This is a genomic window from Pseudoduganella sp. S-14 (genome assembly GCF_049913285.1).
GTDB lineage: Bacteria > Pseudomonadota > Gammaproteobacteria > Burkholderiales > Burkholderiaceae_D > Rugamonas.
The window spans coordinates 5,442,387-5,466,538 of record NZ_CP183991.1; the positions used below are offsets into that span (position 1 = coordinate 5,442,387).

Genomic DNA, 24,152 nt, shown 5'->3' on the forward strand with positions numbered 1-24,152 from the left:
CATCGGGGCATGGAACAGCAGAGCCAATCATGGCTGGACAAGCTCGGCCCGGGCCTGGTATCGGGGGCTGCCGACGATGATCCCAGCGGCATCGCCACCTATTCCCAGGCCGGAGCGCAATTCGGCCTGGGCATGCTGTGGCTTGGGCTGTTCACCTATCCGCTGATGGTCGGCATCCAGGAAACCAGCGCGCGCATCGGCCGCACCAGCGGGCGCGGGCTGGCTGCCAATATGCGCCGCTGCTTCCCGGCCTGGCTGCTGTACTGCATGGTCAGCCTGCTGCTGCTTGCCAACACCATCAATATTGCTGCCGACCTGGCCGCCATGGGTGACGCGCTGCACCTGGTGGCGGGCGGCAAGGCGCAGTGGCATGCCCTGGTTTTCGGCTTGCTGTCGGTAGCGCTGCAGGTCTTCATCCCCTACCAGCGCTACGCGCGCTTGCTGAAGTGGCTGACGCTGGCGCTGCTGGCCTATGCCGCCACGGTGCTGGTGATCGACGTGCCCTGGCGCGAGGTGGCCAAGCGCACCTTCGCGCCACACATCCAGTGGAACAAGGAATACCTGACCACCATGGTGGCGGTGTTCGGCACCACCATCAGCCCCTACCTGTTCTTCTGGCAGGCCGCGCAGGAAGTGGAAGAATTGCAGGCAGACCCGGAAGCCGAGCCGCTCAAGCGCGCGCCGCGCCAGGTGCGCCCGCAACTGCGCCGCATCAAGCTCGATACCGCCATCGGCATGGGCTTTTCCAACCTCGTGGCGTGGTCGATCATGCTGACCACCGCGGTCACGCTGCATGCGCACGGCATCTTCCAGGTCGGTTCGTCAGCCCAGGCTGCAGCGGCGCTGCGGCCGATTGCGGGCGAGCTGGCGTTTGCGCTGTTCGGGCTGGGTATCATCGGCACCGGCCTGCTGGCGATTCCCGTGCTGGCCGGGTCGGCGGCCTATGCCATGGCCGGTGCGTTCAACTGGCGCAGCAGCCTGGAACTGGAACCCCTGGCCGCGCGCAAGTTCTACGCCATCATTACCGCCGCCACGCTGGCCGGCGTCTGCATTGGCTTCCTGCCGATCGACCCGATGCGCGCGCTGTTCTGGAGCGCGGTGGTCAACGGCGTGGTGGCGGTGCCGGTGATGGTGGTGACCATGCTGCTGTCGACCCGGCGCGGGGTGATGGGCGAAGTGGTCCTGTCGCGCCGCCTGCGCGTGCTGGGGTGGTCCTGTACAACAGTGATGGCCCTGGCCGTTTTGGCCATGGTCGCCAGCATGGTAAGCTAGCGGACATGGACAAACGACACTTCCTGCTGGCCCTTGCGGCAGCAATTACCCTCCCTGCCCTGCCAGCGCTGGCCGCCGAGCCTCGCCCATTCCCGCCGAACGCCAAGCGCGGCAAGATTACCTTCGGCTATGCGCCGGACATCGTTGTCGACGGCAAGCCGCGCCAGCTTTCGCCAGCTGCACGCATCTTCAGCGATGAAAACCTGACCGTGGTGCCGAACGCGCTGGCCGATGCGACCTTCATCGTCAACTACACGGAAGACATGAACGGCAACCTCAACCTGGTCTGGATCCTGACTCCGGAAGAAGCGCGCCTGCCGGCAGCCCGCGCGCGCTGAGACCGGGTCGCGACGCCCGGAGGCGCGCCATGGCACGACCGCACCTGCTGCTAGTGTTTTGCAGCGCCCTCGCTGCGGCGCCGGCTGGCGCCGATACCATCGTCAAGGCCTACAACAGTTATCGCGGGCCGCCCTACATCGACGGCAAAAGCGGCCTGGCGCCCGACCTGGTGCGCTATGTGAACCGCAAGCTCGAAGGCCGCTATACGCTGCAACTGGTGTCGTTGCAGCGCCGCCAGCTTAACCAGTTGATGGAGGCATCCGTCGGCTTCGACGGGGTGGCGCTGTTCCTCTCGCCAGCCTTCATCGGCGATGTGCCGCGCAAGCGCTTTCACTGGAGCCCGCCCTTCCTGGACGACAGCAATGTCATCGTGTCGCGCATCGACAACCCGGTGCGCTATGATGGCCCGGCTTCGCTGGTCGGCCTGCGCTTTGCCGGCATTGACGGCAACCGTTATCCCGGCATCGACGAATACGCCGGCAAGAGCCTGACGCGCAGCAATGCGCCCGATGCCATGAGCAACCTGCGCAAGCTGGTGGCGGGACAGGCCGATTTCACGGTGATGCCGCTGAGCGCTTTCCGTTACCTGCGGCGCCAGATGGACAGGGAAAAGCTGCCCCTGGGGCAGTTGCATGTGGGCGACAAGCCCTTCAGCCAGTTCGGCCGCCATTTCGTGCTGGCGCGCGGTGCCGGGGCGCTGGCGGCGGAACTGGACAAGATCGCTGCCGCCATGCCCTGCGATCGCGAGTGGCGCCGCATCGCGCTGCGCTACCACTTTACCGTCGCCGACGCCGCCGCTTGCCGCTGAACCGGGCTGCGGCGCGGAAGGCAAGCAGCAACACCAGGCTCATGCCGCACAGGGCTTGCAGCGTCGGCTTGCGCGCGGAATCATCGACCATTTCATACTTGCTGCCCGACAGGACGTTATTGACCAGGGCCGGATCGACGTCCAGCATCATGCTGCCAAGGTGGGTCCGGACCCGGCCCACGCTGCCCGGCGGACTGAAGGGGAATTCCTGCTGGTCCGCCAGCCGCTCCTCAAATGCAGGAGCGCCATCATCGCTGGCGCTGATGTCGAACGGTTCGGGGCCGGCGGCAGGGCCGGCGCTGCCGGCACCTATTGCCTCGGAACTGGACAGCAGCGCAGCGCACGCTCCCTGGCTCACGGATAGCAGCAAGGCGCACACACCCAGCCCCAGCTTCCCCATTTATTTCCTCTAGTTAATTTTACTTAACTAGACAGTAAGCAATAATCGCACCAAGCAATATAAGTTACTGATTTTAAATGCAGCGTTTTTTCATCTGTAAAAAATTCCGACAGGCTTAGGACTTGAGCAGGCTGTCGATGAAGGCTTCTACCGCGCTCGTATAGGTGCTGTCGGCGCCAAGCTGCAGATTGATGTCGCGATGGCTCTTCGCCTGCTCCAGCACGTCGGCGCGGCTGCCGCTGGCGTGCAGGCGCTGCGCAAAATCGTGGGCCTGGCGGCAGGAACTGTCGCGCTGGCTGGAGCAGACCAGCAGCATCGGCTGCGCGCCCGCTTGCAGCGCGTGAGCCGGCGATACCTTGCGCCAGAAGGCCGGATCGCTGCCGAATGCTTCGTCGTACAGGCGCGGGTGGCGCTGTTCCATGATCTGCGGCACGTCCAGCGCACCGCTGTCGAGGGCAATGGTGCCGAGCCAGTTGCTGCCGGCCGCCAGCGAAGGCTGGGCCGACAGCAGCGCCACCAGGTGCGCCCCGGCTGAATGGCCCATCAGGATGAAGCGGCGCGCATCGCCGCCCCAGCTGGCGGCCTTGGCCTGGGCCGTGGCCAGCGCCCGCGCCACGTCCTGCGCCTGCAGCAGCGGATCGGCATCGGGCAGCATGCGGTAGTTGATCGAAATGACCAGGTAGCCGCGCCCCGTGAAATACGGCACCTTGTTCTCCACCACGGCCGTTTCGGCCTTGCCGCCGATGCGCCAGCCGCCGCCGTGGACCATGAAAATGACGGGGGCCCTGGACGCTGCCTGCGCAGGGAGGTAGACGTCGAAACGCTGGCGGGGATCGCTGCCGTAGGGGATGTCGCGCAAGGCTTTGCCGGGGGCGGCGTCATGCGCAGTGCGGGACGCCTGGCGTTCCAGCAGCCGGCCGCGCAAGGGGCCGGCGCCGGCTGCAAGGGTGGTGGCGCCCAGCACGATGGCCAGGACGCCGGCGGGGATTCGGTGCCGCACGCTGCCTCCTTTTGACCAGGCAGCGCGGGCCGCCTTACATGTAATAGATTGCTGCTGCGAGGCCGATGATAAGGCCAAACTTGGTGATCTTGTAGGCAGTCTTGTTCCAGGCCTTGAAGGCGCGGCGGTATTTGCCGGCGTAGAACGAGACGCGGAACAGCTTCGACACCAGGCCAACCTGGTCACCCTGCTCGTTCGGCGAGGCGGCCGCAGTCATCATGGTGCGGCCGAGGAAGCGGTTGATCGCCTGCGCCCAGCGGTAGCGCATCGGGCGCTCCACGTCGCAGAACAGGATGATGCGGTCGCTCTCGGAACCGTTGATGGCCCAGTGAATATAGGTTTCATCGAAGATCACGCCCTGGCCGTCGCGCCAGCTATGGCGCTCGCCATCGACGTCGATGAAGCAGCGGTCATCGTTCGGCGTGGCCAGGCCCAGGTGGTAGCGCAGCGAGCCGGCAAACGGGTCGCGGTGCGGATTGAGCTTGCCGCCCGGCGGCAGTTCGGCAAACATGGCCGCCTTCACCGAAGGGATCGCGGCCAGCAGCGCATAGGTCTGCGGGCACAGTTCCTGGGCCGAAGGGTGGCTGGCGTTGTACCACTTCAGGTAAAAGCGCTTCCAGCCATTCTTGAAGAAGGAATTGAAGCCGGCGTCGTCGTTCTTTTCCGAAGCCTTGATCTTCTGCAGGCGCAGCAGGTTTTCCGCTTCGGCGCGGATCACCTGCCAGTTGTCTTCCAGCGGCTTGAGTTCCTTGAAGGTGTCAACCGGCAGGTAAGGCGTGGACGGCACGCGCGAGAACCAGTGCATGAAGATATTGATGGGGGCCATGAACGACGAGTGGTCGAACAGTTGGCGGCCGATCGGGAGACGTACCTTGCCACGGAAGTGGATATGCAGGACGGACAGGATGTAAAAGCCGACAACAGCCCATTTCATTGCGAAACCTCGGAAAGATCCAAACCTGCGATTCTACCGCAGTCTGCAAAGTGAGTATTTGTGAATATCGCAACAATGTAAGCATGCTATCGTGGCGCGCATGACTTGCATTATTTGCTACGCCCCATTGAAGACCGGCCTGTCAGGCTGGCACCGGACCTGCCCCGGCTGCGCCTACGAAGGCGCAGCCCATTCCGCCACACCCGCCACAAGCGACGAAGAATTGCGCGAAGCGTCGCTGAATGCGCTGCGCCAGGAGAACTGCCGCACCATCGTCGCCCTCACCCGCCAGTTCGCGGCGCCGCGCGCCAACACCTTGCTTGAAGTGGGCAGCGCCCATGGCTGGTTCCTGGAATCGGCATCCTGCGCCTTCGACGTGCTGGGAGTCGAGCCGGATGAAGTGCTGGCCCGGCAGGCAAGCGAGCGCGGGCTGCCGGTGCGCATCGGCTACTTCCCCCAGGCGCTGGCGGACGGGGAGCAGTTCGACATCATCGTGCTGAATGAAGTAATCGAACATATCCCCGATATCCGCGCCGCACTGCGCGACTGCCACCAGCGCCTGGCCCCGGACGGCACGCTGGTGCTGAACCTGCCCAGCAGCCGCGGCCTGTGCTACCGCTTGTCCAAGCTGTTCGCCCGCGTCGGACTGCCTGGCCCGTTCGACCGGCTGTGGCAGAAAGGCATGGCTTCGCCGCATGTCCATTACTTCAACCCGGCCAATCTTACCAGGCTGGTGGAGCGCGAAGGCTTCACGCTGCGTCACAGCAGCGAACTGGCGGTAGTGAAAAAGCAGGGCATGTGGCGCTGGATGACCGTGTTTGGCCAGCTCCATCCATTCAAGGCGCCACTGCGCTACCTGGGCATGCGCTGGCTGCTGCTGCCGCTGATGCGGCTATTCCCCAGCGATATCATGGTGTGCATCTACCGCAAGCGCTAGGCGCTGCGCCACAGCGCCAGCGCTTCCCGCGCCACCAGGCCTGGCTGCTCCTCGGGCCAGAACAGCTTGCTGCCTTCGATGCGGCGCACGCCCTTGCTGTTGCCGAATGCCTGCTCGAGATAGTCGGCGCCGCGCGGCAGGAAGATTTCATCCGCCATGCCCCACAGCACGCGCACCGGCGCCGTGCTGGCTTTCAGGGCGGGCTTGATGCCGTGCAGGGCATTGCGTTCCAGCGCAGTGATGTAGCCGTGCAGGCGCTGCGGGTTGTCGACCAGGGGACGCAGGTAGGTTTCGAACACCTCGTCCGCCAGCGCGGCTGGCCGGGCGTAGCAGATGCCGCCCAAACCTTGCGGGGAGCGTGCCTTGTCCTTGTCGGCCAGCCAGGGCGCCAGCCACTCCTGCGCGAACTTGCCCTGCTTTGCCAGTTCGATCACCGGCTGCATGGCCGGCGGCGGGCAATCGAGTTCGGTGTCGCAGTTGGCAAGCAGCAGGCTGCGCACGCGCTCGGGATGCAGCACCAGGAAAAGTTGCGCCACGGCGCCGCCGCTGTCGCTTGCGACCACATCAACCTTCTCGACGCCCAGCTTGTCGAGCAGTTCGGCCAGCATGGCCACCTGGCCTTCCGGATCGAGTTTGGCTTGCGGCGCCGGTTCGCTGTGGCCAAGGCCAAGAAAGTCCGGCGCGATACAGCGGCGATGCGGCGCCAGGCGCGCTATTGCGCCGCGCCACTGGAAGCTGTTTAGCGGCAGGCCATGCAGGAATAGCGCTGCCTGCGGGCCGCGTCCGCGCTCGACCACCGCAACGCGTCCAGCGCTGGTGGCCACAAAGCGCCGTGAGGCGCGCCAGGCACGCGCATCGCGCGCCGCCTCGGCCCGCAGCGCCGCATCGGCGGGCGCCAATTCCTTCGCCGCGCCCGCGGCGCTGGCAGGGCGCGCCACGCCGGCCGCAGCGGCGAATGCAATGGCGGCTTTCAAAAGACTTCTGCGATTCATGCTCATCTCCTGCAAGACGGGTTTCGATGGGATGCATGATCGGGCCGGGTCCGATGCGAAGCAATGACCTCCGAGGTCATGGAAGCGCAGCGCAAAACCTTGTTACCATGGCCACATGAATGCAAACCCGCTTCCGATCGCCCACGTCGGCGCCCTGCTGCGCGAGTGGCGCTCTGCCCGCCGCCTGAGCCAGATGGACCTGGCGCTGGACGCCGGCCTCTCCACGCGCCACTTGAGCTGCATTGAAACCGGCAAGGCCCAGCCCAGCCGAGAGATCCTGGCGCGCCTCGCCGACACGCTGGAAATGACGCTGCGCGACCGCAACTCGCTGCTGGTCGCCGCCGGCTATGCGCCGCGTTACATGGAATCGGCGCTGGCCAATCCCGAGCTGGCGCCGATGCGGCGCGCGATCGAAGCAATGCTGAAGCAGCAGGAACCCTACCCTGCCTTCCTGATGAATCGCCACTGGGATATCGTGATGGCGAACGGCGCCGCCGTCCGCATGAACCGCTGGCTGCTGGGCGGCCGCGACAGCCCGCACCGCAATATGCTGCGCCATGCCTTCGATCCACAGGACTTGCGTGCCGTACTCGTAAATTGGGAGGAAATCGCGGGCACCCTGCTGGCCCACCTGCACAAGCTGGTCGCCACGGCGCCCAGCGACGCGAAGGCGCGCGAGCTGCTGGAAGACGTCCTGGCCTATCCGGGCGTGCCTGAAAAATGGCGCCAGCGCGACCTGCGCGCCGTGCCCGCGCCGCTGCTTGAAACCGTATTCGAGCGCGACGGCCAGCGCGTGGCATTCTTCTCCACCATCACCACCTTCGGCACCCCGCGCGACGTCACGCTGGAAGAACTCCACATCGAATCGTGCTTCCCGGCCGATGAAGCCAGCGCCGCATTCTGCCGCACCCTGCAAGAGAATCCAACAACCTAGCCGCGCTTCCGCCTGCGCAGCCCCGCGATGGCAGCCAGGCCGATGCCAAACAGTGCGGGCGCCGCCGGTTCAGGCACGGCAGCCATTTCCAGTTTGCCATCCCATCCTTCCGCCTCGATCAGCGCCTCGTCGCCAGACACCGGATCGACGCTGCTGCGATCCCACGCTGTCATGAATGTCTTCCTGGTAAAAGCCTGGCGCTGCCACAAGGAGCCTGCAAGTGCCGCATCCATTGCCGTATCCAAAGCCAGCCCCGCGCCCTGATAGCGAAATATATAACCGGTGAAAAAGCCCTTGCGAATAATACCGGTCGCGTCGCCAGCATCGACGTAGCTGATGGTAGTGAAATTGAAGTAGCCTGTATAACTACCATCGCTATTGACCTGGAGCCGGGAAATCAGGCCTGCACGGGGAGGTTCCGTGCTTCCCGTGCGCCGCTGGTATTCAGCGTCGTACGGCGAGCGGAAGGCTGCGGTGTCCAGATCGAACCAGCAATGCGAGTTATGCTCGGTCCCGGAATAGCTGCCAAAGCAGCTCGACGGCGTCAGACTGGAACGCATTGTCCCGCCAAATGGCGTGAAGACTTCCGAGTCTTCCAGAATGCCCGCGCCCGTGGACGTCCAATGAACTGCGGACGTGACGTTAAAACTGCTGGTAATGCCAGCCTGCGCCGGCGCGGCAAGTGCCAGCAGCATGGCCGGCAAAACGAGATGTTTCATACTTTATTTGCAATTGATAAAAAATAAAGTATGAATGGAAATTAACAAAAAGAAAACTCGATTTTGCAGAATTGCAACAAATTAATGCGCGTTGCATCGAACGTCGGCGAGCCCTTGCGCGCCGGGGCGCAGCAGCAAGACCGAGCCGGGCCAATCGTCGCCGGCATTGCCCGGGTCGATCGATGTGACCAGCAGCGTGGACAGGTCGGGACCGCCGAAACTGCACATCGATGGCTTGGCAAACGGCAGTGCGATTGCGCGATCGAGCGCGCCGCCCGGCGTGTAGCGCTGCAACAGGCCGCCGTCATTGGCGCAGGTCCAGTAGCAGCCGTCGGCATCGACGGCGGCGCCGTCGGGACGGCCTTTCTGCGCGCCCAGGTCGAGGAAGATGCGCTTGTTGTGCGGCGTGCCGCTGCCGATGTCGTAATCAAAGGCCCACACCATGCGCCGCTTCGGGTGCGAGTCGGACAGGTACATCACGTCGCCGCGTGGCGAGAACGCCGTACCGTTCTGGGTCAGCATGCCGGACACGAAAGGCGCAGATAGCCCTTCCGCGGCGGTATAACGATAGAGCTGGCCGACCGCGCGTTCCGCCGCCATGTCCATGAACATGGTGCCGGCCCAGAAGCGTCCTTGCCGGTCGCAGCGGCCGTCGTTGAAGCGCATGCCCTGGCCCAGCTCTGACGCTGGCGGCGCAGCCAGGCGCTGCGCCGATACGCTGCCGTCATCCTGCAGCACGAGGTGGAAGATGCCGGTCTCCATGCCTGCGATGAAGCCGCCGCACGCGGCGGGCGACAAGCAGGCCACCATCTCCGGCGCCTTCCAGAAGCGGGTCGCGCCGCTGGCGTGATCAAGGCGCCAGATTCGGCGCGCGGGAATGTCGACCCAATACCAGGCGCCCTCGCCCGCGTGCCAGGTGGGGCTTTCACCCACCGTGCAATGAACACCGCTTACTTTTTCCATCAGAGGTCAGTGATTTCCTTGTGCGCCGGCACCAGCGCCTTCATGATGCACCACGCAAGCAGGTAAGCCAGTGCGCAGAAGGTGAACATGATCATGTAGCCGGTCTGGATCTGGCCCAGCGCGTTGTAATAGTCGAACAGCTTGCCGGCCACCTTGGTGATCACCACACCACCCAGGCCGCCTGCCATGCCGCCGATGCCCACCACGGAGCCGACGCTGTGCTTCGGGAACATGTCCGACACGGTGGTGAACAGGTTGGCGGACCATGCCTGGTGCGCCGACGCGCCGATTCCGATCAGGATCACCGGCACCCAGATGCCGAGGTAGCCAAGCGGCTGCGCCAGCAGCACCGCCAGCGGGAAGAAGGCGATGGCCAGCATGGCGCGCATGCGGCCGTGATAAACGCTGGCGCCGCGATTGATGAAGAAGGTCGGGAACCAGCCGCCACCGATGGAGCCGAACATGGTCATCGAATACAGCACCGCAAGCGGCACCACCATTTCGGTGGCCGACACGCCGTATTGCGCCGACATGAATTTCGGCAGCCAGAAAAGGAAGAACCACCAGACGCCGTCGGTCAGGAATTTGCCCACCGTGAAGGCCCAGGTCTGGCGGTAGGCCAGCAGCTTGAACCAGGAAGCCTTGCGCGCGGCGGCGCCGGCCGGCGCTGCCGCTGGAGCATCGGCCGCATCGCTGTTGATGTAATCCAGTTCCGCGCGCGACAGGCGCTTCTGCTTTGACGGCGCGTCGTAGAAATACAGCCAGAAGCCCATCCAGATAAAGCCGATTGCGCCGATGATGACGAAGGCGGACTGCCAGCCCCACGCCTCGGCGATCAGAGGCACCGTGATCGGCGCCAGGATCGCGCCGATATTCGCGCCGGAGTTGAAGATGCCGGTGGCGAAGGAGCGCTCCTTCTTCGGGAAGTATTCTGCGGTGGCCTTGATGGCGGCCGGGAAGTTTCCTGCCTCGCCCAGCGCGAGCACGGCGCGGCCCACCATGAAGCCGGCCACCGATACGGGTACGGCGGCAATGCCAACTGCAGCGAGGACGTTGGAGAACGTGGCGCCGATCGGCACCGAGTAGGCGTGCAGGATCGCGCCAAGCGACCACACCACAATGGCCAGCACGAACGCGCGGCGCGTGCCCATTCTGTCGATCACGCGGCCGGCGAACAGCATCGAGATCGCGTACACGAACTGGAACACCGCGGCGATGTTGGCGTAGTCGGTATTCGACCAGCCGAATTCCTTCGACAGCGCGGGCGCCAGCAGCGACAGCACCTGGCGGTCAAGGTAGTTGATGGTGGTGGCGAAGAACAGCAGGCCACAGATGGTCCAGCGGTATTTGCCGATGGCGGCGGCCGGTTCGGCCGCCAGGCCGACGGCTTGCGGGTTGGGCTGATTCATAGTTTCTTATATTCGAAAGCGGCCGGCGTCTCCTCCGGCCGTACTACTCAATCAAACTGCCGTGCGCAGCTCCCCATCCACGATGCGTGCCAGGCGCAGTGGATTATCGTCCTGCAGGGCGGCCGGCAGCAAGGCCGCCGGCACATTCTGGTAGCTTACCGGACGCAGGAAGCGCTCGATGGCCGAGGCGCCGACGGACGTGGTGCGGGTGTCCGACGTGGCCGGGAACGGGCCGCCATGCACCATCGCATGGCATACCTCGACGCCGGTCGGGAAACCATTGAACAGCACACGGCCCGCCTTGCGTTCCAGCGTCGGCAGCAGCCTGCCCGCCAGCGGATGGTCGTCGGCCGTGCAGTGCACGGTGGCGGTCAGCTGGCCTTCCAGGCTGGAAGCAAGGCGCAGCATTTCGGCTTCGTCGCGGCAGGCGATCAGTACCGAGGCCGGGCCGAAGACTTCCTCCTGCAGCGCGTGGCTGGCAACGAAACTCTCCGCGTCGACGCGGAACAGCGCTGCCTGGGCGGCGCAGCCGGCGCCCTCTTGCTGGCCAAGGGCCAGCAGCTTGACGCCTGCTGCATCGGACAGGCGGCCGACGCCGGATTCATAGGCCTTGTGGATGCCGGCAGTTAGCATGGTGCCGGCTCCCTTCGGCTGCAGCGCAGCGGCAGCGGCTGCGGCAAAGCGGTCGAAATCCGGACCGGCCACGCCGATCACCAGGCCTGGATTGGTGCAGAACTGGCCGACGCCCATGGTCAGCGACTCGACGAAAGCGGCACCCAGTGCTTCGGCGTTTGCAGCCAGGACCGCTGGCAGCATGAAGACCGGATTGATGCTGCTCATCTCCGCATACACGGGAATCGGCTCGTGGCGCGCGGCGGCGGTGCGCATCAGGGCCGTGCCGCCCTGGCGCGAGCCGGTAAAGCCGACAGCCTTGATCGAAGGGTTGGCAACCAGCGCCTGGCCAACCACGCGGCCATCGCCGTGGATCATGGAGAACACGCCCTCCGGCAGGCCGCAATCGGCGACCGCCTTCTGCACGGCGCGCGCCACCAGCTCGGAGGTGCCAGGATGGGCGGCATGCGCCTTCACCACGACCGGGCAGCCGGCGGCCAACGCAGATGCGGTGTCGCCGCCCGCGACAGAAAACGCCAGCGGGAAGTTGGACGCGCCGAACACCGCGACCGGGCCGACGGCGATCTTGCGCAGGCGCAGGTCCGGGCGCGGCGGCGTGCGTTGCGGCAGCGCGGAGTCCAGCGTGGCGTGCTGCCAGTGGCCATCGCGCACGACTTTTGCGAACAGGCGCAACTGGTTGACGGTGCGGCCACGCTCACCTTCCAGGCGCGCTTGCGGCAGGCCGGTTTCGGCCATGGCACGCTCGGTCAGGGTGGCACCCAGAGCATCGATGTTGCTGGCGACCGCCTCCAGGAAGGAGGCGCGCACTTCCGGCGTGGTGGCGCGGTAGGCGTCGAAGGCCTGTTCGGCCAGCGCGCAGGCGCGCTCCACATCCGTCAGGTCGGCCTGGCCGAACGGCGGCTGCAGGTTTTCCCTGGTCGCCGGGTTGAAGGCCAACAGCGTGCCGGCAGCGCCGCGCACCAGTTGCTGGCCGATGATCATTTCACCGGTGATCTGCATTATTGGGCACCTTGCTTCTTGATCAGGGCCAGCAGCATGGCGTCTTCTTCCGCGGTCAGGTCGGTCAGCGGAGCGCGTACCGGGCCGCCGGAATGGCCAACCAGGCGGGCGCCAGCCTTGACGATCGACACGGCGTAGCCGGCCTTGCGGTTGCGAATGTCCAGGTATGGCAGGAAGAATTCATCCAGCATGCGGTCGGTTTCGGCGGTATTGCCGGCAACGGTGGCGTGGTAGAAGTCCATCGCCAGCTTCGGCACGAAGTTGAACACGGCCGAGGAGTAAACCGGGGTGCCCAGCGCCTTGTAGGCGCCGGCATACACTTCCGCAGTCGGCAGGCCGCCCAGGTAGGAGAATCGGTCGCCCAGCTTGCGGTAGATCTGCACCATCAATTCGATTTCGCCCACGCCGTCCTTGAAGCCGACCAGGTTCGGGCAGCGCTCGGCCAGGATCGCCAGCGAATTGGCGTTCAGGCGGCAGTTGGCGCGGTTGTACACGATCACGCCGATCTTCACGGAGGCGCACACCTGGGCCACGTGTTCGATCAGGCCGTCCTGGCTTGCCTCGGTCAGGTAGTGTGGCAGCAGCAGGAGGCCGTCGGCACCCAGGCGCTCCGCTTCCTGCGCCAGCGCGATGGCCTGGCGGGTCGGGCCGCCGGTACCAGCCAGCAGCGGCACCTTGCCGTGGCAGCTTTCCACGGCAACCTTGATCACCTGCGAATATTCAGGAGCGGTCAGCGAGAAGAACTCACCGGTGCCGCCCGCGGCGAACAGTGCGCTCGCGCCGTAAGGAGCCAGCCAGTCCAGGCGCTCGGCATAGGTCTTGGCGTTGAAATTGCCTTCAGCGTCAAAGTCGGTGATCGGGAAGGACAGCAGGCCGGACGACATGACTTTCTTGAGTTCTTGCGGGGACAGGGACATCGTTGACTCCTAAGTGTGGTTTTTGCACGAATCGAGCGCGAGCTCAGTTGTAAGTCATCGTACAACCTAGTTTAAGCGAACGCAAGCGAAAAAATGGGACATGCCCATTTTATGCGGCGTTTTCGAAACGTTGCTGGGCCTGCAACAGGCGTTCGCGCGAATTGGAAAGGTGGGTGCGCATGGCGGCTCGGGCAGCTTCCGGATCCTGGCGCTGGATGGCGCGGAAGATGTCTTCGTGTTCGCGGTGCACGCGTTCCAGGTAGTCGGCCGGGCGGTCCTGCGCCAGGTTGGCGGTGTTGACGCGCGCGCGCGGAATGATCGCCTGTCCGAGCTGACCGAGGATGTCGACGAAGTAGCGGTTGCCGGTGGCCTTGGCGATCACCAGGTGGAAGCGCCGATCGGCTTCCACCGAGGCGCGGCCCTGCTCCATCGCCTGCCGCATATCGGCCAGCGCCTGCGCCAGTTCAGCCACCTGCTCATCGCTGCGGCGGGTCGCGGCCAGGCCGGCGGTCTCGGTTTCCATGCTGATGCGCAGCTCGAGAATGGCCAGCACATCGCGCACGGTGACGATGCTCTCGGCATCGATGCCCAGGCCGCCGCTGTTGCGCGGCTTCTCCAGCACGAAGGTGCCGATGCCGTGGCGGGTCTGCACCAGCCCGGCCGCCTGCAGGTGCGAGATTGCTTCGCGCACCACGGTGCGGCTGACGCCATGCTGCTCCATGATGGCCGATTCGGTCGGCAGCTTGTCGCCGGGTTTCAGCACGCCGCTGTTGATGCTGCCGCTGATCTGTTCGACCACGCCCTGGGCCAGGGTATGTCGCTTGCGAGGGAGGATAGTCATGCCCTTCATTATACACGCGAAAAAGATGTCAGACATCCTATCAGAGATATCTCCGGCTGTTGGCAGCTGTTGCTTTCTTGCGAAATTGGCCGGACCAAATTAAAATCGGTCGACTTCTCAAGGGACCTCGCATGAACAAAAAAACCGTTGCAACGGAGCCGAATCCTGCAGCCGAACAACGGCTGTACCGCGTGGTCGCGGCCAAGATCCAGGACCTGATCCGCGAAGAAAGCATCAAGCCCGGCACCCGCCTGCCGGCAGAGCGCGACTTGGCGGCGAAACTGAGCGTCAGCCGGGCTTCGCTGCGCGAAGCACTGATTGCGCTCGAGCTGTCCGGCATCGTCGAAGTGCGTGGCGGTTCGGGTGTGTACGTCAGCGAAAAGGCTTCCGCTCCTTCCGACGTGGCCGAAGGCGGACCGGGTCCGTTCGAAGTGCTGGCTGCGCGCCGCCTGATCGAATCCGAAGTTGCAGCCATTGCAGCCAAGATGGCGACCGATTCTGCGATCGATGCGATCTTGCGTGCGGCGGCCGAGATGGAGCAGCACCACGCCGACCGCGCCACCAATGAACAGGCCGACCGCAACTTCCACCTGGCGATCGCGCGCGCCACCGGCAACACCGCGCTGGTGGGGGTGGTCGAAACCCTGTGGAACCAGCGTGGCACCATGTGGCACAAGCTGAAAGAGCACTTCCAGACGGAAGAGCTGCGCCAGAACACCCTGGACGACCATCGCAATATCGTGGCGGCCATCGCTGCGCACGATGCCGCAGGCGCCCGCCAGGCCATGCGCGCCCACCTGGAACGCGTTACCAAGACCTTCTCACGCGGCTAAAATAATTTGGCCTGACCACTTGCACGCATGGTCAGGCCAAAATAGAATGGGGTGAACTTCAGGGGAGCCTCATGCTGCGTCACATCGTTTTGTTCCTGGCCTGCGTGGCCAGCCTGCCGGCATTTGCTGCCGACCGCATCATCCTGGTCGGCGATTCGACCGTCGCCAGCGGCGGCGGATACGGCGATTACCTGTGCCGGCGGCAGCGCCCCGACACCACCTGCCTGAATCTCGCCAAGAACGGCCGCAGCTCAAGTTCCTTCCGTGCCGAGGGCCGCTGGGACGAGGTGCAGGCCTTGCTGCGCAACGGCGCCGGCTTCCGCAACACGTACGTGCTGATGCAGTTCGGCCACAACGACCAGCCGGGCAAACCGGGCCGCTCGACGGACCTGGTCAAGGAGTACCCCGCCAACCTGGCTCGCTATGTGGCCGATGTGAAGGCTGGCGGCGGCGTGCCGGTGCTGGTGACTTCCCTCACCCGCCGCAGCTTCCGGAATGGCTACGTCTGGAACGACCTGGCGCCGTGGGCGACAGCGGCGCGCGAAGTGGCCCAGCGCGAAGGCGTGGCTGTACTGGGCCTGAATGCCCTGTCGCTGGCAGCCGTGCAGGCAATGGGCCCGGCGGAAGCGGAGACGCTGGCCCAGCCCAAAGGCGCGGGCTTCGACTACACCCACCTTGGCCCGAAAGGCGGCCGCTTCTTCGGCGACATGGCTGCGCGCGAACTGCTGCGGCTATTCCCTGCCCTCGGCCCGCTCGCTGATCCGGCCGACACATCGCGGCAGGCAGCGCGCGAACATGCGCCGGCCGATGGCTGGGCCGGCGAACAAGGCGGCACGCATGGCGGCGCGGCGGCTTCCGCTGCCAACGTGCATACCGTCTCCACTCCCGCCGAGCTGAAGGCTGCGCTGGCCGGCACTGCCGACGCGCGCATCATCCAGGTGCGCGGCACCCTCGACATGGCCGATGGCGCCAAGGTCGGCGTGGTGCGGCTGCCGTCCAACACGACGCTGATCGGCCTTGGGGAAGATGCCGGTTTCGTCAACGCCAGCCTGATAGTCGGCAACGCGAGCCAGGTGATCATCCGCAACCTTTCGATCAGCAATCCCTGCGATCCCGACCCGACATGGGACCCGCAGGATGGCGCCAAAGGCAACTGGAATTCGCTGTACGACGGCATTACGGTCACCGGATCGCATCACGTCTGGATCGACCATAACAGCTTCACCGATGCGCCGCGCACCGACGGCCAGTCTCCTAAAGAGAACGGCATGCTGAAACAATGCCACGATGGCGCGCTCGATATCACTTCGGCTTCGGACTTCGTCACGGTATCGTACAACCACTTCGCTTTGCACGAAAAGAACACGCTGGTAGGCGCCAGCGACCGCGCCACCGGCGATGAAGGCCACTTGCGCGTTACCTTCTCGAACAACTTCTTCGAGCAAGTGACGGCGCGCACGCCACGCGTGCGATTCGGTCAAGTCCACCTGTTCAACAACTATCACAAGGGCTCACGCAAGCACGCCGAATATCCGCATGAATACAGCGTCGGCATCGCCAGGCAGGCGCACGTGATCATTGATGCCAACGCCTACGATATCGAAGGCGCGCGCGGCTGCGGCGACGTGCTGCACAATCCCGGCAAATCCGAAGCAGGCGCCGTGCTGGACCACGGCTCGCTCTTGAACGGCAAGGCGCTGGCAGATTGCGGCTTTGCGACCGACGTCGGCTGGAGCGTGCCTTACACCTTCCGCGCCCTGCATGCCGCCGACGTGCAGCCCAACGTCATGACCAATGCCGGTGCCGGCCACCTCGGCAAACTGCAGCCAGCATCCCGCTAAGGCGTAATGCGCAGATAATCGATATCGGCGTAGGCACCCGCGGCGCCGGTGGCGAACAGCCCGACCTGGGCGCCAACCCAGCGCCCCATGGCGGCCGTGAACGGCGTGCCGGCGCGTGTGAAGTTCGCCCCGTCCTGGCTGTAGGAGAAGGCGGTTTGGCCGCCTGCGCCAATGTCCATGCGAAGGTGGATGAAACTCTTCAGCGGCAAGGCGTTCGACGCTTCCTGCCGCTCCTTGCATTTGTCATTGGCCGCCTCGCAGCGCACGTAGACAATACGCAGTTCACCATGCTCGCGGCGCAGGCCAAGCCAGGCGTAGCTTTGCCCGTACATGGCCAGGCCGACCGTGTCCCCGTCCGCGACGGCGTGCAGCTCAAGCTTTGCCACCGCGGAAAAGACTGGTGCAGGCGGTTTCTGCGTCAGCACGGCCGGCAGGGAACGCAGCGCTGCGATGGCCGCTTCGTCATTGGCCGGCACCGGCGCAGGCTGCGCGTACAGCCGCAGGAAGCCGGCACGCTCTGTCAGCGAGTGCCAGCCGGGGGCCGGATTGGCCACCCATTGCCATTGCGGCGCAAGGCGTTTTTCCTGGAATTCGTCGCCGATGGCCGGCCAGGCTGGCGCCGGGACCGACGCTGCGGCGGTCATGGTCATCGGCTTGGCGAATTCAGGCACCGGCTGGCCCACGCCAGGCTTGGCGGAAGGCTCACCGATCATCGGCCAGCCATCGTCCTGCCAGCGCATTGGCTGCAAATGCACGACGCGGCCGAAAGCACGCTTGTCCTGGAAGTGATAGAACCAGTCGGTCCCGTCCTCAGCGCGCACCCAGGCGCCCTGGTGCGGCCCGTTGACGGACGAAGTGACTTGCTCCATCACGATGCGCGCCTCGTACGGTCCGTCGACATGCCGCGAGCGAAACACCGACTGCCACCCGGTCTCCACACCGCCAGCCGGCGCGAACACGTAATACCAGCCGTTGTGCTTATAAAGCTTGGGGCCTTCCAGCGTCTTGTAGCCAGGCAGAGTGTTGCCGTCGATGACCACGCGGCTCACGTCGTCCAGCATGCGGCTGCCATCCGGCGCCATTTGGCGCAGGCTCAGGACGTTGTTGAAGCCAGCGCGTGACTTGGCCCACCCGTGCAGCAACCATGCCTTGCCATCATCGTCCCACAGCGGCGCAGGGTCGATCAGGCCCTTGCCGGCCATGAGCAGCCGGGGCTTGCTCCAGGGCCCTCCGAATTTGGTGGAGGTGACGACGTAAATACCGAAATCCGGGTCGGGGTAGAAGATCCAGAATTTGCCATCGTGGTAACGCAGGCATGGCGCCCACACGCCTTTGCCGTGCTGCGGTGCGCGGAACGCCTGCTCCGGCACCAGCCGCGGCAAGGCGTGGCCGACCAGCCGCCAGTTCACCATATCGCCGGACTCCAGCAATGGCAGGCCGGGAACGTTGGTGAAGCTCGAAGAAGTCATGTAGTAGCGCTTCCCGACGCGAATCACATCCGGGTCCGAATAGTCGGCGTGCAGGACCGGGTTGCGGTAGCGGCTATCGCCCAGGTCCGGCGACCACGGCGCACGCGGCATTTGCGGCACGCCAAGCGTGCGCTCGAGGAAGGCCTGCATGGCGTCGGCGGTCGGCGCCAGCCAGGGATCGAACAACCAGAACGAATGCGGCGTGCCGGGCAGATTCACGTGCTCGACCGGGATCTTGTATCGAGCCAGGCGTTGCGCCAGGGCTTCCCGCCCGACGCTGAAGCGCGGTTGTCCACTGGTGATGAACAGTATCGGCGCACTGCCGGGACCTGCATGCGTCAAGGGCGAGGCATCTCGCCAGCGTGCCTCCTGTTCCGCATAACGCCCTCCCAGCCATGCTCCCGCTGCGGAGGGATTCCTGGACGGGTCGTCTTCATGCTTGCGCGCTTCTTCGGAAGTGAAGTCGGACAGGCCATCGATATTGACGACCGCCTGCACGGTACTGGCTGCATCACGGCCGTTCGTCGTGCCAACCAGCGCGGCGATCTGGCCGCCAGCCGATCCGCCAGCGATAGCAATGCGCTTGTCATCCAGGCCGTATTGCAAAGCTGCGGCGCGCAGCCAGCGAATCGCTTCCCTGACGTCGTCGATTGCAGCGGGAAACTGCGCTTCCCCCGACAAACGGTAGTCAACCGTGGCCGCCGCGAAACCCCTGGCCGCAAGGCGCGCCGCCAGCGGCGCCATATTCTGCCGCGTGCCGCTGCGCCATCCGCCACCGTGAACCAGCACCACCAGCGGCCAGGCACGACCGCGGCCATCGCCATTTGGCCCGGGCAGGTAAAGGTCTAGCTGCAATGCATGCTCACCGCGCTGGAGGTAGCCAAGGTTGCGCAGCACGCGCACCGGCGCCGGCGCTTCCGCACTGGCAATCGCTATGTGCGGGTACTGGCCAGCCAGCTTGGCGTATGTCGTTTCGGCGCTATATGGCGCATCGGAAGCCGCCAGGGCGCTCGGCCCGGCGCCAAGCCAGGCGGCAGCGAGCATGGCTTGCAGCGTCCTCACGCAATCTCCTCAACGGTGAAACGCACGGTGCGTCGCATATCCTGCCCCGGCGCCAGAACGGTCAGCCCATTCGCAGCGGCCCCGCCCGGCAAGTTGTGCGCATTGACCGGGTGGTCCACCGGCTCGAAGCAGAAGAAGTCTTTGCCCGGCGGTACATACAGGATGTAATAGCCCATGTCCGTGCCGATGTGCAGGCGCAAGCGGCGCGATGGCCAGTCGATTTGCGCGTTGCCGTCCCAGCCAGTGAACGCGTTGTCGACGCCGTCGCGCGGCAAGGGGCGCGGCACTTCACCGCAGAAGTTCCACGCTGGCGGCAGCGCGCTTCGCTCTGCTGGCAACTTGTCGGCGCCGGACTGCCACACGCCATCGGCTACGGCACGCAGCTGTGCGTCTTCAGGGCAAGGCATCCACGGATGCAGTCCAAGGCCAAACGGCAGCGCATGCCGGCCGTTGTTGGTGACCTTCAGCGTCACACGCAAGGCGTTGTCCGACAGCGTGTAAGCCATGTGGGCAGTGAATGCGAATGGCGAACCATCGCGGCGGTATAGCGAAAGTACGACGCTGCATTCGTCATGCGCCTCCACATGCCATGGCATGCGCCAGCCTTCTCCATGGATCGGACAGGGCTCGCCTTCGCGCGTTGGCGCGGGCGTGATGCGGCGGCCTTGGAACTCAAAGCCGCCAGGGGCGATCCGGTTGGACCAGGGGACCAGGGGGAAACAGGCTAGCTGGCCAGGCAGAGGCTGCGCGACGCCGTCGGCAAGGGGACGCAGCACCGGCACCGGTGCGGTGGCGAGGGCGCCGGCGCGACCAGGGTTGCCGGCCCAGTCAAGCCGTGCCAGCCCGCCGCCGACAGCAGGCAGCACCACGGCCCGCAAGCAGCCGCTGCGCAGCTCAATCATTTGAACATCGGGCCGTCGAGCAGGAATTTTCCGCCCTGGTAGATGGTGGTGACGTCGTCCTTTTCCGGGAACTCGGACGTATCCGGGAACAGGTGCGCGAACTTGGCCGACGAATCTTTCGGTCGATAGCCCAGGTGCGCAGCATAACGGTTATCCCACCACACCGAATCGTTGTCCGACATGCCGAACACGATGGTGTGCCCTACGCGCGGCGCGAACAGCGAGCAACGCAGCAGCTCCGTCAGGTCGTCGTAGGACAGGTAGGTCGACATCATGCGCTTGTTCGCCGGCTGCGGGAAGCTGGAGCCGATGCGGATGCAAACGGTTTCGATGCCGAAGCGGTCGTAGTAATAGCGCGACATCTGCTCGCCGAATACTTTGGAGATACCATACATGCTGTCCGGACGGGTCGGCATGTTCGCATCGAGCATATCGGTGGTCTTGTAGTAACCGATTGCATGGTTCGAGCTGGCGAACATCAGGCGCTTCACGCCGTGCTTGTAGGCCGCCTCGTACAGGTTCGCCACGCCCAGGATGTTGGCCTGCATGATCGCCTCGAACGGCGCCTCGGTCGAGATACCGCCGAAATGCAGCACCGCATCCACGCCCTCCATCAGCTTCATCACGGCTGCCTTGTCGGACAGGTCGCACGGCACCAGTTCCTCGCCGGGACGCGCCTCGCCCATATCCGCGATATCGCTCAGGCGAACCACTTCAGCCCAAGGCTTGATGCGGTCGCGCAGCACCTTGCCCAGGCCGCCGGCGGCACCGGTCATCAGGATGCGCTTGAATGGTTTTCCAGTTTGGCTCATGTCTCTCCTCCGTCATCAGGTTACCGGCGCCGGATTGAACAGCGCCAGTGAATTATGGATCTTCCAGTGTTCGGCCCAGGTCTCCTTGCCGCTCGCCACATCCAGCATCAGGCGGAACAGCTCCCAGCCCACATCCTCGATGGTGGCCTCGCCGCTTGCAATGCGGCCGGCATTCACGTCCATCAGGTCATGCCAGCGCTGCGCCAGGTCATTGCGGGTGGCGACCTTGATCACCGGTACCGCCGCCAGGCCGTAAGGCGTGCCTCGGCCGGTGGTGAATACGTGGATGTTCATGCCCGCCGCCATCTGCAGCGTACCGCAAATGAAATCGCTGGCCGGCGTCGCAGCGTAGATCAGGCCCTTCTGCGTCAGCTTGTCGCCCGGAGACAGCACGCCGTGGATGGCGCCCGAGCCGGACTTCACGATCGAACCCATGGCTTTCTCCACGATGTTCGACAGGCCGCCTTTCTTGTTGCCAGGCGTCGTGTTGGCGCTGCGGTCGACGCCGCCGCGCTTCAGGTAATCGTCGTACCATTGCATCTCGCGGATCATTGCCGCCGCCACTTCAGGCGTCTCCGCGCGGGACGTGAGCTGGTCGATTCCGTCGCGTACTTCGGTCACTTCCGAGAACATCACGGTGGCGCCGGCGCGCACCAGCAGATCGGTGGCGAAGCCCACGGCCGGATTGGCCGTCACGCCCGAGAAGGCATCGCTGCCGCCGCATTGCACGCCTACCACCAGTTCCGAAGCAGGCACCGTTTCGCGCTGGCGTGCGTTCAGCACTTGCAGGTGATGTTCCGCCGTGCGCATGATCGAATCGATCATCGAGTTGAAGCCGACGTGCGCGCCATCTTGCAGGCATACCACGTCCGGCTCGCCGGCTGCCGAGTTGAGGTTGGCCGACGCGATCGGGATACTTCCGGCCGGGAACAGGCGCGTTGGCGGCAGCTTCTCGCAGCCAAGGCTGACCACCATGACCTGGTTGCCGAAATTCGGGTTCTTGCTGATATTGCGCAGCGTGCGGATCGGCACGTCGGCGCCCGGCGCATCGATCGCCACGCCGCAGCCGTAGATATGCTCCAGCCCCACCACGTCGTCCACGTTCGGATAGCGCGGCAGCAGTTCTTCCTTGATGCGCTTGACCGCGTGGTCGACCACGCCCGACACGCACTGCACGGTGGTGGTCACGGCCAGGATATTGCGCGTGCCGACCGAGCCATCTGCATTGCGGTAGCCCTGGAAGGTATAGCCCTCCAGCGGCGGCAGCGGCGCCGGCTTGCGGGTGCCGATCGGCAGGCCATCGAGCGAACGAGCGCCCGGCATGCGCAGCACCTTTTCCGAGACCCAAGAGCCGCGTGGAATCGCCTGGTCCGCGTAGCCGATGGTCACGCTGTAGCGCGTCACGGGATCGCCTTCGGCCAGGTCGACCAGGGCGACCTTATGCCCTTGTGGCACGCCCTCCACCAGCGTCAGGCCGTCCGGGAATACCGAGCCGGCCGGCAAGCCGCCGTCATTGACCACGATGGCAACATTGTCTGCCTCGTGCATCTTGATGTAGCGTGCGAGTTTCATTAGCTATCCTTTTGATGATCCTGAACTTCATTTTCAGTATGCCACACAAAAACGACGATTGGCTAGTCCACCTTGCATATTTGGTCTGACCAAATTAGAATGGCCTGACCAGATGACGCAGTTACACCACACTTAAAACGTCGCACGGAGACCCATGAAGCCGACATCGTCCCTGCTGGCAGCCACCCTGGCCTGCCTGTTCGCCCTCAGCCCAGCCCACGCGGAAGGCCCTTACCGCAATACCGACAACAAGAACCTGAACGACGCCGGCGAAGGCAGCTACCCGGTTCCGTACAAGATGCCGACCGTTGCCGAGATCACCGGCACGTTGCAGAAAGTACGCGGCTACATGGACAGCGTCACCCCGACCCGCATCGTCAACAAGAAGACCGGCGAAACCATCACCGACCTGAAAACCCCGGTGGCCGATGCGATCTTCGAGCCGAGCAAGGGCGACTTCGGCATCCAGGTGTACGAAATGGGCGTGGTGCACTCCGGCCTGCTGCGCGCGGCCGAAGCGACCGGCGACCGCAGCTTTCTCGCCATGACCGAGCGCCACTTCAACTTCTTCAAACAGACCAGGCCCTACTTCGCCGCCCAGGAAAAGCAGTTCAAGCTGGAGCGCGGCAACAGCTTCTCGCGCTTCCTCGACCCGCGCTCGCTCGACGATTCCGGCTCGATGTGCGCCGCCCTGATGCGCGCCCGCGCCGCCAAGGTCGGCCCCGACCTGGCCGACATGATCGCCACCTGCAGCGACTGGGTCGCCAACAAGCAGTACCGCCTGAAGGACGGCACCCTGGCCCGCAAGCGCCCGCAAGCCGAATCGCTGTGGGGCGACGACCTGTACATGGGCGTGCCGGCGCTGGCCGAAATGGGCCGCATGACCGGCAACCGCGCCTACTATGACGACGCGGTGAACAATGTGCTCAATATGGCGGGTTACCTGTTCAATCCGCAAACCAAGCTGTACACGCACGGCTGGCACGCCGGCATGAACGACGCGCCGAACTTCTACTGGTCGCGCGCCAACGGCTGGGCGGTGCTGGCCATGTCCGACCTGCTCGACGTGCTGCCGAAGGACCACCCGGGCTACCCGAAAGTGCTGGCGCAACTGCGCCTGTCGCTGAAAGGCATTGCCGAGCGCCAGTCCGGCAGCGGCCTGTGGCACCAGATGATCGACCGTAACGACTCCTACCTCGAGACCTCGGCCTCGGCCATCTTCACCTACGTGATCGCCCACGCCGTCAACCAGGGCTGGATCTCGCCTGCGCCGTACGGCTCCATCGCACAAGCCGGCTGGGCCGGCCTGCAGACGAAAATCACCGGCCAGGGCGAAGTGGAAGGCACCTGCGTCGGTACCACCCTGGCCGGCGACATGGTGTACTACTACAACCGCCCCACCAGCAAGCACGCCCTGCACGGCTACGGCCCCGTGCTGCTGGCCGGCGCCGAAATGATCAAGCTGATCACCAATCCCCAGCTCGACATCCAGTACCGCGTGCGCACCTATCACTACCTGCCGAAAGGCGGCCAGACCGACTACCGCGAACACCACTGAGGAGCA

At 64.8% G+C, this 24,152-nt stretch carries 22 protein-coding genes; 8 read left to right on the plus strand and 14 right to left on the minus strand.

What is annotated here, in order from left to right; translation table 11 throughout:
• Positions 1-9 precede the first annotated feature (9 nt).
• The 3 genes from ACN9MZ_RS25065 to ACN9MZ_RS25075 are packed head-to-tail and all read left to right on the plus strand — an operon-like array spanning position 10 to position 2,419.
• On the plus strand, positions 10-1,272 hold the full coding sequence (locus tag ACN9MZ_RS25065; protein ID WP_426339549.1) for an NRAMP family divalent metal transporter: 1,263 nt from the start codon (positions 10-12) through the stop codon (positions 1,270-1,272).
• Between the two features lie 5 nt (positions 1,273-1,277).
• A complete protein-coding gene (locus tag ACN9MZ_RS25070) occupies positions 1,278-1,610 on the plus strand; it encodes a hypothetical protein (RefSeq protein ID WP_426339550.1) in 333 nt (110 codons plus the stop codon).
• Between the two features lie 29 nt (positions 1,611-1,639).
• Entirely contained in the window at positions 1,640-2,419 is a 780-nt protein-coding gene (locus ACN9MZ_RS25075; RefSeq protein WP_426339551.1) for a substrate-binding periplasmic protein, read from the plus strand.
• Here the strand turns inward: ACN9MZ_RS25075 and ACN9MZ_RS25080 are convergent.
• The 3 genes from ACN9MZ_RS25080 to lpxO form a co-directional block, all read right to left on the minus strand.
• On the minus strand, positions 2,388-2,819 hold the full coding sequence (locus tag ACN9MZ_RS25080) for a hypothetical protein (RefSeq protein WP_426339552.1): 432 nt from the start codon (positions 2,817-2,819) through the stop codon (positions 2,388-2,390). The two genes, ACN9MZ_RS25075 and ACN9MZ_RS25080, sit on opposite strands and share 32 nt — an antisense overlap.
• Positions 2,820-2,934: 115 nt before the next feature.
• The gene (locus tag ACN9MZ_RS25085) at positions 2,935-3,819 is read right to left on the minus strand and encodes an alpha/beta hydrolase (RefSeq protein ID WP_426339553.1); all 885 of its coding nucleotides are present in this window, start codon (positions 3,817-3,819) and stop codon (positions 2,935-2,937) included.
• A 34-nt stretch (positions 3,820-3,853) separates the two neighbouring features.
• Positions 3,854-4,753 carry a lipid A hydroxylase LpxO gene (gene lpxO / locus ACN9MZ_RS25090; protein ID WP_426339554.1) on the minus strand — a complete coding sequence of 300 codons (900 nt, stop codon included), beginning with the start codon at positions 4,751-4,753 and terminating at the stop codon, positions 3,854-3,856.
• A 100-nt stretch (positions 4,754-4,853) separates the two neighbouring features.
• Between lpxO and ACN9MZ_RS25095 the strand changes: the two genes are divergently transcribed.
• Entirely contained in the window at positions 4,854-5,690 is an 837-nt protein-coding gene (locus tag ACN9MZ_RS25095; protein WP_426339555.1) for a class I SAM-dependent methyltransferase, read from the plus strand.
• Here the strand turns inward: ACN9MZ_RS25095 and ACN9MZ_RS25100 are convergent.
• Positions 5,687-6,682, minus strand: a complete 996-nt coding sequence (locus tag ACN9MZ_RS25100) for an alpha/beta fold hydrolase (RefSeq protein ID WP_426339556.1) — start codon at positions 6,680-6,682, stop codon at positions 5,687-5,689. The genes ACN9MZ_RS25095 and ACN9MZ_RS25100 overlap by 4 nt on opposite strands.
• Positions 6,683-6,797: 115 nt before the next feature.
• Between ACN9MZ_RS25100 and ACN9MZ_RS25105 the strand changes: the two genes are divergently transcribed.
• The gene (locus ACN9MZ_RS25105; RefSeq protein ID WP_426339557.1) at positions 6,798-7,616 is read left to right on the plus strand and encodes a helix-turn-helix domain-containing protein; all 819 of its coding nucleotides are present in this window, start codon (positions 6,798-6,800) and stop codon (positions 7,614-7,616) included.
• Here ACN9MZ_RS25105 and ACN9MZ_RS25110 read toward each other — a convergent pair.
• From ACN9MZ_RS25110 to ACN9MZ_RS25135, 6 genes are all read right to left on the minus strand, one after another.
• Positions 7,613-8,335 (minus strand): PEP-CTERM sorting domain-containing protein, encoded by a 723-nt coding sequence (locus ACN9MZ_RS25110; protein ID WP_426339558.1) that lies wholly within the window; start codon positions 8,333-8,335, stop codon positions 7,613-7,615. The genes ACN9MZ_RS25105 and ACN9MZ_RS25110 overlap by 4 nt on opposite strands.
• 81 nt (positions 8,336-8,416) lie before the next feature.
• Positions 8,417-9,298 carry an SMP-30/gluconolactonase/LRE family protein gene (locus ACN9MZ_RS25115; protein ID WP_426339559.1) on the minus strand — a complete coding sequence of 294 codons (882 nt, stop codon included), beginning with the start codon at positions 9,296-9,298 and terminating at the stop codon, positions 8,417-8,419.
• Positions 9,298-10,707 carry an MFS transporter gene (locus tag ACN9MZ_RS25120; protein WP_426339560.1) on the minus strand — a complete coding sequence of 470 codons (1,410 nt, stop codon included), beginning with the start codon at positions 10,705-10,707 and terminating at the stop codon, positions 9,298-9,300. Before ACN9MZ_RS25120 ends, ACN9MZ_RS25115 begins: the two co-directional genes overlap by 1 nt.
• Positions 10,708-10,758: 51 nt before the next feature.
• Complete coding sequence (locus tag ACN9MZ_RS25125) at positions 10,759-12,339, minus strand: aldehyde dehydrogenase (NADP(+)) (protein WP_426339561.1); 1,581 nt, start codon at positions 12,337-12,339, stop codon at positions 10,759-10,761.
• Positions 12,339-13,256, minus strand: coding sequence for a 5-dehydro-4-deoxyglucarate dehydratase (gene kdgD / locus ACN9MZ_RS25130; protein ID WP_426339562.1), 918 nt, complete (start codon positions 13,254-13,256; stop codon positions 12,339-12,341). The genes ACN9MZ_RS25125 and kdgD overlap by 1 nt, the downstream gene beginning before the upstream one ends.
• A 109-nt stretch (positions 13,257-13,365) precedes the next feature.
• A complete protein-coding gene (locus ACN9MZ_RS25135) occupies positions 13,366-14,097 on the minus strand; it encodes a FadR/GntR family transcriptional regulator (protein ID WP_426164556.1) in 732 nt (243 codons plus the stop codon).
• A 131-nt stretch (positions 14,098-14,228) separates the two neighbouring features.
• Between ACN9MZ_RS25135 and ACN9MZ_RS25140 the strand changes: the two genes are divergently transcribed.
• Positions 14,229-14,930, plus strand: a complete 702-nt coding sequence (locus ACN9MZ_RS25140; protein WP_426339563.1) for a FadR/GntR family transcriptional regulator — start codon at positions 14,229-14,231, stop codon at positions 14,928-14,930.
• A 71-nt stretch (positions 14,931-15,001) separates the two neighbouring features.
• On the plus strand, positions 15,002-16,771 hold the full coding sequence (locus ACN9MZ_RS25145; protein ID WP_426339564.1) for a GDSL-type esterase/lipase family protein: 1,770 nt from the start codon (positions 15,002-15,004) through the stop codon (positions 16,769-16,771).
• On the opposite strand, the gene ACN9MZ_RS25150 is transcribed toward ACN9MZ_RS25145, so the two are convergent.
• The 4 genes from ACN9MZ_RS25150 to garD are packed head-to-tail and all read right to left on the minus strand — an operon-like array spanning position 16,768 to position 22,588.
• Positions 16,768-19,302 carry a family 43 glycosylhydrolase gene (locus tag ACN9MZ_RS25150; RefSeq protein ID WP_426339565.1) on the minus strand — a complete coding sequence of 845 codons (2,535 nt, stop codon included), beginning with the start codon at positions 19,300-19,302 and terminating at the stop codon, positions 16,768-16,770. The genes ACN9MZ_RS25145 and ACN9MZ_RS25150 overlap by 4 nt on opposite strands.
• The gene (locus ACN9MZ_RS25155; RefSeq protein WP_426339566.1) at positions 19,299-20,204 is read right to left on the minus strand and encodes an aldose 1-epimerase; all 906 of its coding nucleotides are present in this window, start codon (positions 20,202-20,204) and stop codon (positions 19,299-19,301) included. The genes ACN9MZ_RS25150 and ACN9MZ_RS25155 overlap by 4 nt, the downstream gene beginning before the upstream one ends.
• Positions 20,201-21,016, minus strand: a complete 816-nt coding sequence (locus tag ACN9MZ_RS25160) for an NAD-dependent epimerase/dehydratase family protein (protein ID WP_426319160.1) — start codon at positions 21,014-21,016, stop codon at positions 20,201-20,203. The genes ACN9MZ_RS25155 and ACN9MZ_RS25160 overlap by 4 nt, the downstream gene beginning before the upstream one ends.
• Positions 21,017-21,031: 15 nt before the next feature.
• Positions 21,032-22,588, minus strand: a complete 1,557-nt coding sequence (gene garD / locus ACN9MZ_RS25165; RefSeq protein WP_426339567.1) for a galactarate dehydratase — start codon at positions 22,586-22,588, stop codon at positions 21,032-21,034.
• Positions 22,589-22,742: 154 nt separating this feature from the next.
• Here garD and ACN9MZ_RS25170 point away from each other — a divergent pair, with 154 nt between their 5' ends.
• Positions 22,743-24,146: a glycoside hydrolase family 88/105 protein gene (locus ACN9MZ_RS25170; RefSeq protein ID WP_426339568.1), complete on the plus strand. Its 1,404-nt coding sequence runs from the start codon at positions 22,743-22,745 to the stop codon at positions 24,144-24,146.
• Positions 24,147-24,152: the final 6 nt, after the last annotated feature.